This window comes from Marinobacter sp. UBA2498 (assembly GCF_002341575.1).
Classification (GTDB): Bacteria; Pseudomonadota; Gammaproteobacteria; order Pseudomonadales; family Oleiphilaceae; genus Marinobacter; species Marinobacter manganoxydans.
Map to the genome: position 1 here is coordinate 21,427 of NZ_DDOI01000157.1, position 8,148 is coordinate 29,574.

Sequence of the window (8,148 nt, forward strand, 5' to 3'; positions counted from 1 at the left end):
CCAGCAAGACCCGATGCGGGAACTCAGTGCTGTGCTCACTGTGGACGACATCGGCCAGATGGGCATGGCGCTGGATGGCGAAGAGGGCAACCCCCAGGCCGTTAAAGAAGTAGAGCAGTACATCACCCTCCGCGCCGGCAGCAACGATCGCCTGCTGGTGAGCGACATCATCGACCGCTTCGCCGCGCGCCCCTATGGCTGGCCGGATGGTGAAATCCTGCTGATTCTGGGCCGCCTAGCCGCTTCCGGGCGCATCTCATTTCATACCGGTGGCCCGTCCATGCCGCTCAATGAGGTGTTCGACTACCTCAGCAACAGCCGCCGTCGCCGGGAAATCTCCGTCCAGAAAAAGCGCCAGACAGACGACGCTATCCTGAAGAAAGCCCGTGACCTGTCCCGGGATCTGTTCAACGCCCTGGGGCCGGACACCGAGAAAGAGCTGTTCGAGTTTTACCAGAACCATTTGAACGACTGGCTGACCAATCTGAAAAGCTACAAGAGCAAGACCGATGTAGGCCGATTCCCCGGCAAGCCAGTCATCGAAAATTCCATCCTCACCATTGAACGCCTATTGGCCAACCGGGAAAGCTACGATTTCTTCAAGGCGGTGATCGAGAGAAAAGACGATTTGCTCGACTTGGAAGAGGACTATCGGGACGTCCACGAGTTCTTCACCAAGCAGATTCATAGCTGGCAGCAGCTGCAAACAGGCCTCGCCCATTTCGAGAAGAACCGGCAGGCACTGGAGAAGGACGATGCAGCCCGCAAGGCATTGGCTGAGATGAGGCGCATTGCAGAGGCCGACGCTCCTTATGGCCAGCTGCACAAAGTGGCTAACCTGGTTGAAACCGTAGAAACGGCCAACAACCGGATTCTCGACGAAAAACGCAACCACGCCAGTGACCGGATAGATGAAAAAATCGCTCAGCTACAGGCAGAAATCCTAAAAAGCGGCATCGCCACACCGGATTTGAGTAACCGCCTATTGCGGCCCCTGCAGTTGATCAAAGAAGAGCTCGCCGTCGAGACCGGCATCGCCCAGATTTTCATGCTGCAAACCCAGACGGCTCAGGAAAAACTTGAAGACAGCCTGTTCGAGTTGGAGCGGGCTATACAATTGGAAGCAGAGAAGCAGGCCAAGGCCCAGAGAGACGCTCAGGAGGACGCCGGTGACTATGCCAGCAAGCCGACTGCCGCGCCCTCTGCTGATTCCGCGGACAAACCCGCGCCGGTGCCCATGCCCAAACCCGTGGTTGAGGTAAGTGCCACCAAAGTGTTCAACACACTGGCCAGCGGTATCTACCTGGAAAGGCAGGAAGACGTAGACAACTTCGTCAACGCCTTGAAAGACGAACTACAAACCGCCATTGCGGCGGGCAAGCGGGTACGGTTGAAATGAGCGCCCGTCCTTGTCTGTAAAAAATATTGGTGAGATCATCAAAAGTGTAAATAAAGTGAGATTGGTGTAAATAAAGTTCTGGCGGGCGGAAGAAAGGGAAATCATGCAGTACGCAGGTTACGCACATCTTATTAATCAGGACAGTATCTCGGCCATAGCGCCGGCGATATCTGCGGAAGTGCGCTCGGTCACCCGCAAGGAAACCATTGGCCAGACCATTGCCGTGCCCGCAAAGCTGGCCCCGGCCCCGGACGATCGCCTGGGGCACGTTCTGTTTGCCATCAAACACGAAGGCATCAACTTGCAGGTATTGGCCCAGGCGCTACCGGCTATCCCAGAACCTGAGATCCGGCAGGCCTTTGATGCCGCCCCAAATAGCCAATACCTGCGCAAGGCCTGCTTCCTGTGGGAGCACTTTACCGGTGAGACGATTCGACGCGCCACGGAGAGCATCCAGCAGGCTTACGTGCCGTTGTTTAACCCCAAAGCCTACATTACCGGCCAGGGACAGAAGAATCCCCGTTGGCGAGTGATATTCAATGGCCTGGGCACACTGGATTACTGCATCACAGTGCGGCGAACCAGAGAACTTCAGGCGTTGCTTGATGAACACTTGCTGCAAAAAGCCACCGAGTTCACCGAGTCACTGCCGAAAGACATTCTTAACCGCACGCTGGCCTGGGCCTACCTGCACGAAACCCGCGATTCCTACGCCATTGAAAACGAGGCGCCATCGGAAGACAAGGCTACCCGCTTCGTGAACCTGCTAAAACAGGCCCACAGCCCCCGTAAACTGGATGAAGACTACCTGGTAGACCTGCAAAACGCCGTTATCAGCAACGTGTTCTCCCAGGCGGTGTCTTTCCGAACGGAACAGAACTACCTCAGTAACGGATTGCGTGGTGCGTTGGGGGTTACCTATGTGCCGCCAGCTCCGGAATTGTCACGCTCATTGATGGAACAGCTGATGGCATTGGCAAACCAGCCACCGGAAGCGGTGGACCCACTGGTACTGGCAAGCATCGTATCGTTCGGCTTTGTGTTTGTGCATCCCTTTATGGATGGCAACGGTCGCCTGTCCCGGTTTTTGTTTCATCAGGTACTGTGCCAGCGAGGGGCCCTTCAAAACGGCCTCGTGCTGCCGGTATCCATCGTGCTACGCCAGAATGAATCCGAATATCTGAGTGTGCTACAGGCGTTTTCGGAGCAGGCGAGGCAGTACTGGGACGTTACTTACATCGACGAAAACCAGTTCCAGTTCGAATTTAAGGGCCATGAAGCCCTCTACCGATACTGGGACGGCACCCACTGCGCCGAATTCATGGCCCGGGCAACCAAACAGGCCATAGAACAACACCTGAAGGAGGAAACCGTCTTCCTCACTCGGTACGACGAAATCTACCGCCGCATAGACCAGGCCTTTGATATACCCAACACCGATCTCTCCAGACTGGTGATGTTCTGCCTGGACCAAAACGGCCGCATCTCCAAACATCGCCGCAAGCAATATCAGTACAGGGTTCCGGAAGAGATCTTTGACGCGCTAGAACAGGCATATCAAAGCGTGGTAACCGAATCATGAAGAACTCACGGCACCCATCAACCTGCGCAGTACACCAGGGATTGCAACAATGAACACCGCCAACATCAAAAAATACGCCCCCAAAGCCCGCAACAACTTCATCGCGGCGGTCACCAAACAGGCTGCCCGCTACGGCATCACCGCCAAAGGCACCGAGCCCATGGAGCAGCGGGGGGATATTGCCCTGATTGGCGAAAACGCCTTCCCCAAAGCCATCGCCCCGGCCCGCAAGGCACTGGAACGCATGGTTGAGCAAATGGGCTTTGCCCAGGCCATGGAGCAAGCCGCCTACAGCTGGTTTAACCGCCTCTGTGCCATCCGCTACATGGAAATCCATGACTTCCTGGACCATGGCCGCCGCGTGCTCAGCACCGCCAACGGTGACCTCGGCACCCCGCAGATCCTCGACGACTGCCTGGACCTCAGCCTGCCAGGGCTGGACCCACAACAAGTCGCGGAACTGAAGCTGGACGGCAATAAAGACGAAGAACTGTACCGCGAACTCCTGCTGGCCCAATGCCATGCGCTGCACGAGGCCATGCCGTTCCTGTTTGAAGCGGTAGACGACGCAACCGAGCTTTTGCTGCCAGACAACCTCACCAAAACCGACTCACTCATCCGGGAACTGGTCAGCGCCATCCCGGAAGACGACTGGCAGGATGTGGAAATCATCGGCTGGCTCTACCAGTTCTACATCTCCGAAAAGAAAGACCAGGTGATTGGCAAGGTGGTCAAAAGCGAAGACATTCCCGCTGCCACCCAGCTGTTCACCCCCAACTGGATAGTGCAGTACCTGGTACAAAACTCCGTAGGCCGCCAGTGGCTGCAAACCTACCCGGACAGCCCTCTGCGAGACCAGATGCCGTACTTCATTGAGCCGGGCAAACAGTCTCCGGAAGTGCAGGCCCAGTTGGATGAAACTGTACCCGATGCCATAGACCCGGAGAGCATCACAGTTCTCGACCCCGCCTGTGGCTCCGGCCATATATTGGTGGAAGCCTACAAAATCCTGAAAGCCATCTACGAAGAACGGGGCTACCGCAGCCGGGACATTCCGCAGCAGATCCTGAAACACAACCTGTTCGGCCTGGACATCGACGATCGGGCAGGGCAGTTGGCCGGCTTCGCCCTGATGATGCTGGCGAGGGAAGACGACCGCCGCCTGTTCAGCCGGGTAGCCGAAGGCGAAGTCACCCTCAACGTGCTCTCCCTCAAGGAAACCGGCCATCTGAACCTGCCTCAACTTTGGCAGGATCTGAACCTGAGTGGCGACTGGCAGCAGGGTAGCTCCCAGAGCCTGTTTGAGAGTGAGCAGGCTGACTTGAGCAGTGCGAGTGCCGATGAACGCTACCAACTGCTGCAACGCACGTTGGAGCGGTTTGAAGAAGCCAAAACATTCGGCTCTCTGATCGAAGTGCCCGAGGAGGACGCCGCGCCTTTGAAAGCGCTAGTCGAAGAGCTGGAGCAGTTGGCCCGTCGGGGGGACATCATGCAAAAACCAGCGGCAGAAACCCTGCTGCCATACGTGAGCCAGGCCTGGGTACTAGCACAGAGGTATGACTCGGTGATTGCTAATCCGCCGTATATGGGCAAAAAATTCCAGAATTCACTGGTAAAAAACTATTTAGAAACTCGGTTCTCCGGTGGGAGTCAGGATATTTTTTCCGCCTTTATCCTTCGCAGCTTGGATTTGATAGGCATACATGGCCACGTCTCTTTAATGACACCTATGGTTTGGATGTTTATATCAACGTTTTCTAATCTTCGTAGGTTGATGTTAGAAAGGTCACAGATTGATTCTTTGATACAGCTTGAATATAACGCCTCCGGTGACGTAAGAGTTCCACTATGCACCTTTACCTTATCTAAAGGGTTTGGGTCATCAAGTTATGGAACTTTTATTAGGCTTGTAGATTTTCCAGGGCAAGACATTCAACACCGAAAAACTCTAGAGGCTTTAGAAAACCCAGAATCATGTAATTATTTATACCGAGCTAAATCAGAGAGTTTTGAGTTGATTCCAAATGCTCCTGTTTCTTATTGGCTTAATGACGAGCAAATTAGAATTATCGATAGTTCCCAGACGTTAAGCTCGATTTGTGACGCGAGGCAGGGATTGTCAACAGGCGATACCAATAAATTTCTCAGGTATTGGTGGGAAGTTGACTTCAATAAAATCGGTTTTGGTTTTGAAAGTTCCGAGACTTTTGCACGGAATAGATTAAAGTGGGCCCCATATAATAAAGGTGGTGAATTTAGAAAGTGGTATGGCAATCAGGAGTATGTAGTAAACTGGGAGCGAGATGGTGCAGATCTTAAAAGAGCAAAACCAAAGTCCGTAATACGGAATGAAAATTTCTATTTTAGTGAAAGCCTGAGCTGGTCGGACGTAACATCTTCATATACGTCGTTTAGGTTCTATCCTAAAGGTTTTGTTTTCGATACCGTTGGTCATAGTGCATTTTTTGATCGTCGTGATATGCTTTTTTCAACCATGGGATATCTCAATGGTATTTTGATTCAGGAGATTATTCCTGCAATAAATCCAACACTACATTTTTCTGGAGGTTATTTTCTTAATCTTCCTAGGCTCGAACGGTTTGAGAAGGTTAGCGTTTCAGAAATTGTAGAGGATTGCATAAGGGTAGCCAAGGAAGACTGGGACTTTTTTGAGAGATCCTGGGAGTTTTCTTCTAACCCTCTGATTAAATTAGATGGCTTGTGTAGCCTTAGGGCATTGGTCGATGGGTATATCAATCTCTGTAGAGAAAAAGTTTCTTTTCTTAAGGATAGAGAAAGTGCTTTAAAAAGCGTGTTAGAAGACGGGTACCAAGTAGAGGGCGACTATAATGTCCCAGAGAAGCAGATAACTCTTACGGTTAATCCTGCATATAGATATGGAGCGGAGGTAATATCAGAATCTCATTTAAGTCGGTTTTATTCTGATACAACCGGTGAGTTAATAAGTTATGCTATCGGTTGTGCAATGGGAAGATATTCTCTTGATAAAGATGGTATTGTTTATGCAGGTCAAAATAATGCAAGCTTTAATAAGCTAGTAAATGACCAGACGTTTGCAAGTTACTCGGTTGATGAAGATGGTATTCTTCCATTAACTGATCGAGAGTGGTTTTTCGACGATGCCACCAACCGCTTTCGCGAATTTGTCCGCGTGGTCTGGGGCGATGAGCATCTACAGGAAAATCTGGATTTTGTAGCGGAAAGTCTCTGCCTGCACGCCATCAAGCCCAAGCGAGGCGAATCCGCCATGGACACCATCCGCCGCTACCTGAGCACCCAGTTCTATAAGGATCACCTGCGCACCTATAAAAAGCGCCCGATCTACTGGCTCTTCAGCTCCGGCAAACACAAAGCCTTCGAGTGCCTGGTTTACCTGCACCGCTACAACGAAGGTACGTTGGCACGGATGCGTACTGAATACGTCATTCCCCTCAGCGCCAAGCTCAACGCCTACGCTGAAAAGCTGGAACAAGACAAAGAAGCCAGTACCTCAGCCGCTGAAACCAAGCGCCTGGAAAAAGAAATCGCCACCCTGCACAAACAACAGGTCGAACTCGCCGAATTCGATGAAAAACTCCGCCACTACGCCGACCAGCGCATCAGCCTGGATCTGGATGATGGTGTGAAGGTGAATTATGGGAAGTTTGGCGATTTGTTAGCTGAGGTAAAGGCGGTGACGGGCGAGAAGCCACAGTGAGTAACCAAGTGAAGGGATACCTTTTCGGATCAGCCTAATTGACAGGAGCATGGCACTATGAGGTTAGTTAAAGCGCGTGTCCAAATGTACCGGAGCGTGATCGATACCGGAGAGTTTGAGGTTGAGAACGGTAAGACGATCCTGGTCGGTCCAAATGAGGCTGGTAAAACGGTTATTCTTCAGGCACTTCAAAAGCTGAATGCTCCTGAAGGTGTGGAGGGGTTTGACCCACTCCGTGACTATCCCAGATCCCAGTACAACAAGGACATCCGCCGTGGTTTGGTTGATGCCTCCGACGTGACAGTCGTAGAAGGTCACTTTCAGCTTGAGTCGCCTGACTTGGAAGGTCTCCCGGAAGGTTTTGAACAATGTACCTATGTTTACGGTCGGAAATTGAATAATGAGGCTTGGCACCGAATTGAAGGAGGACCCGCTCTCCCAACCTACGACTCAATATCAAAGGACTTACTCAGACTCGCAGCTCACGCTGACAAACATAGTTCAGGAGAAACGCCTTCCGTCAAAGAGCAGCTCGTCTCGATTACTAGCGGTTGGAAACCTAGTACGCGGCTATCCGGTACTCATGCCCGCAACCTCAAAGCTTTTCTTGAGAAAACACTCCCTTTAATTGAGGAAGGGAATGATGCGGAAGAACATAGATACGACCGACTCATGCAGTCGTGCCGGGCAGTTGAAGAACGTGGTTCTGTCTTGCAACACCTGAACTCTCGGCTACCTGTGTTTGTACTGTTCAATAATTATTTCCGAGTTCGTCCTCGAATCCATTTGGAGCACCTCGCTCAGCGTGTCCAGAGCGGAGTTCTCGATGACAAGCAGTACGATTATGGAAACCTTTGCCTGCTCAAGCTTCTTGGATTTACTCCGGAGGAGCTTGCGGAGCTTGGGAACGCAGCGAAGCCAGGTCAGAATGATGCTGCAGCCTTAAAGGCCTACCAAGACAAGTTAGACTCTCGTGACTATCAATTAAATTCGGCGAGTGTTGATCTGACAGAGCAAATCGTTTCTGTTTGGAATCCGGACCCGGAGCGAGCTGAGGCGAGCAAACTTAAAATAAAGGCGGACGGTCAGTATCTCAAGGTTGTCGTCGAAGACGAGTTGGGTGTTGAAATTGAGCTAGACCAACGATCCGAAGGTTTCCAATGGTTGGTTTCGTTCTTCGTTGTGTTTTTTGCGGAAGCCGCTGACAAGCATGAGAACGCTGTTCTGTTGTTGGACGAGCCTGGTCTTCACCTGCATGGGCTAAAGCAACGTGATTTCCGCGAAACTATTTCTCGTTTAGCCGCCAAAAACCAGACTCTATATACAACCCACTCACCATTCCTTGTCGGTCCGGACGAGTTGGATATGGTTCGCGTGGTGGACATGACGAACCGTAAAGACGGAACAAAGATACATGGTGATCTTTCCTCTGGCGATCCTGCAGCTCTG

The 8,148-nt window shown here is 51.8% G+C and carries 3 protein-coding genes and 1 pseudogene; all 4 read left to right on the forward strand.

Annotated elements, in window-relative coordinates:
* Nucleotides 1-1,399, forward strand: a pseudogene (locus tag B2W52_RS21715) (BREX system P-loop protein BrxC); the annotation flags it as partial.
* A 103-nt stretch (nt 1,400-1,502) separates the two neighbouring features.
* The gene (locus B2W52_RS21720) at nt 1,503-2,981 is read left to right on the forward strand and encodes a Fic family protein (protein ID WP_286804058.1); all 1,479 of its coding nucleotides are present in this window, start codon (nt 1,503-1,505) and stop codon (nt 2,979-2,981) included.
* Between the two features lie 49 nt (nt 2,982-3,030).
* A complete protein-coding gene (pglX, locus tag B2W52_RS21725) occupies nt 3,031-6,699 on the forward strand; it encodes a BREX-1 system adenine-specific DNA-methyltransferase PglX (protein WP_286804059.1) in 3,669 nt (1,222 codons plus the stop codon).
* A gap of 57 nt (nt 6,700-6,756) precedes the next feature.
* On the forward strand, nt 6,757-8,148 hold a 1,392-nt coding region (locus B2W52_RS21730; RefSeq protein WP_286804060.1), incomplete at its 3' end, for an AAA family ATPase.